The organism is Planktotalea sp., from assembly GCF_018607965.1.
Taxonomy (GTDB): domain Bacteria; phylum Pseudomonadota; class Alphaproteobacteria; order Rhodobacterales; family Rhodobacteraceae; genus Planktotalea.
This window is the reverse complement of sequence record NZ_JABBAM010000144.1, coordinates 1-2,834: the sequence shown is the minus strand read 5'-3', so window position 1 is coordinate 2,834 and position 2,834 is coordinate 1. Positions and strand designations below refer to the sequence as shown.

At 52.8% G+C, this 2,834-nt stretch carries 2 protein-coding genes; both read right to left on the bottom strand.

The genetic code is table 11. From position 1 onward, the window contains the following. On the bottom strand, positions 1–1,098 hold a 1,098-nt coding region (locus QZ279_RS12820), incomplete at its 3' end, for an OsmC family peroxiredoxin (RefSeq protein ID WP_293451478.1). 41 nt (positions 1,099–1,139) lie between these two features. Continuing rightward, a complete protein-coding gene (locus QZ279_RS12815) occupies positions 1,140–2,789 on the bottom strand; it encodes an alkaline phosphatase family protein (protein WP_293451476.1) in 1,650 nt (549 codons plus the stop codon). Between the last annotated feature and the right edge of the window lie 45 nt (positions 2,790–2,834).

The window sequence follows — 2,834 nt, the reverse complement described above, 5'->3', positions numbered from 1 at the left end:
CATCTCTTGCGCGGTTGCATCGCTCTCGGAGGTTTCGAGATAGACATGCGTTTCAATCGGATCAGCGCTGCCAGCTTTGCCAGTCCCACCGCTTGCACCACCAAGGCTAAAGTGCGTGTCTTGCACGATGCGGTAGTCTGGCAGGTCGAGTTTAAGCATCGACACAAATCGCCCAAACTGGGTCATAAAACAAAAACCGATGCCCGCAGAAATCAGCGTATTCGCATCCGGCGCGCGGCCATCTTCGGAGCTCAGAAGCATAAACGAGGTGCCATAGGGCGAGTATTGCATTTGCTGGATTTGCTTGATGCCGTCTTCCCGTAGCTCGGCCACAGCGCCGATATTGAGACGACGGTTTTGTTCATCATTCAGCGAAGACGCATTGGTCGCAGTGCCCCCGCTTACCTCTTTCTTTGGAGTCGGGCCGACCTTGGTCATCAAACCATCTACCGCCTCCATTGACGCGGCTTTGGCGAAGTGATCACCTGGGTCAGGCAAGATCGCACCGTCTATTTCCAAAGCATCGCCATTGCTCAATTCCGTGCCATTCTTGCTGAGCTTGAACAAGCTCTCGATCTGCCCTCGCATCAAGCCATTGAGTGGCGACGCATAGGTCGCGTTCACCAGAAATTCGTTCAACGCAGCGTCATCAAGATCGCAATCAATCTCGACCCGTAGCTCGATATTCTCAGCACCACCGACCATGGTGCGCTTCATCATCGAGCCTTTCATCGTATAATAATTGTCCTGAATGAGCTTGAGTTTACGGATTTCCACACCCTGTTGTTCCGCCAGTGCCATGATCTCGTTCATGTAGCTCGCGGCCATACCGCAGGACAAAAACGCCAGCGGGCAGCAAGCCGCGTCATGACCATTCAAGTACGGACCTTCATCGCTGACGAAACGCCATGTGTCACCGGTCTTGGCAGAACGCACCAATGCTTCTTTCTGGAAACCACTGAACGAACGCACCCATGTACGATCCGCGTCACCAATCCGGTTTTCAGGGGCTTCGATGCCAATCTCATCCGCGTTCGCGACTTTGAAGAACGGGGTTTGAGTACTTGTGCCAATGATGTCTTCGCCAAGATGAGCCATCTGTCGAATTCCTTCTAGAATATTTTATTATGAGGGGTCGCTTAATGCGCTTTTGGACCAGCCGTGAAATCAGGTGCCGTTGCCGGAGGTTTCACGTCGTCTTCGTTCCAATAGCCAATCAACACGCCAAACTCGTCCTCAAGCCCGATCATTTGGCCGGCGCGCTGCTCTGACACCGTCTCGCGCTGGCGGTACTGCAGCGACCAATCCGCCAAAGCATTGTGCATCTTTTGACGCGCTTCTGCGTGATCCTCAGAGAGGCCCAAATCGATGAATTCATCGGGGTCATTTTCCAAATCAAACAGCAGCGGCGCATAGCCCGGCGCATGAATATACTTCCAGCGGTCATTTTTGATCATATAGATCCGACACTCTAACGGTGCGCGGCCAGTCTTCGGGCTGAAGATCTGCTGAAAATAGTCATATTCACTCACGACGAATTCTCGCCATGGCACCTCGTTCCCTTGCAACAGCGGCATCAAAGATCGTCCATCTAGAATGTTTTGCGCCACCTCACCGCCAGCGTATTCGATAAAGGTTGGAAGCAGATCAATCGCCTCCACCGGAGCGTCTTGGACCGTGCCGCGCGTGCTGTCGCAAGATGCATCAGGGTCGGCAATGATCAAAGGAACCTTCACCGATGGATCGTGGAAGAAATCCTTGTCCCCCATCCAGTGATCGCCGAAATATTCGCCATGATCCGATGTAAACACGATCATCGTGTCCTTCATCAGATCTTTCTGCTCCATGAACTCGAACAGCAAGCCAAGCTGGTCATCGATCTGTTTGATAAGCCCCATATAGGCGGGGATCACCGTCTCGCGCGCTTCTTCTTTCGAGAACGTGCGCCCGCAAATCCGCTCTTGGAAATGCTGCGCGAGAGGATTAGTATTTTCGCGTTCTTTTTCAGAACTATGAACAGGCTGAACATCCGCCGCAGAGTACATGTCGTTGTAAGGCGCAGGCGCGATATAGGGCCAATGTGGCTTGATGTAACTCAGATGAAGACACCATGGTTTTTCGCCATCATTCTCTTCCAAAAATTGCATCGCTCGGCGGGTCATGTAGGGTGTCTCGGATTCTTCATCCGTCACCCGCGCAGGGCTAGCTGCGACGTCGTTGAAGAAGCCGGAACGCACCTCGCCGTCACGATCAACGGAGTTGGCAGCCCAATGCCACGGGTTCTCGTGATCGTCATAGCCGCGCTCTTTGAGGTAGTTGTTATACGCGACATTCGGCTTCAAGACAGCGTCAGGGTGAATACCGTCATCGCGTTCATACGGTTCAAATCCGATTTGCGAATGATGCACGCCAAGCGGACTCGCTGGGTCAATCCCAAGACGTTTCATCCCTTCGAGGTCTGGGATCATATGAGTTTTACCGACTAAAACTGGACGCATTCCCAAAGGCTTGAGATGATCGCCAATGTTGCGTTCTCCCACGCGCAGCGGCACGAAGTTCGCAGTCGAGCCATGCGAGGACACATACCGTCCCGTATAGCAACTCATCCGGCTTGGGCCACAAATCGGGGACTGCACGTAAGCATTGGAGAAGCGCACGCCGCGTTCTGCCAAACTGTCAATATTGGGCGTGTGCAGGGTCTTGTGACCCGCACAAGACAGATAATCATAGCGCAACTGATCGCACATGATGAAGAGGATGTTTTTGCGCTGTGACTGAGTTTTTGACATGGGATTACAAATTTATCTTTCCGCCATCGACATTGATCGTCTGGC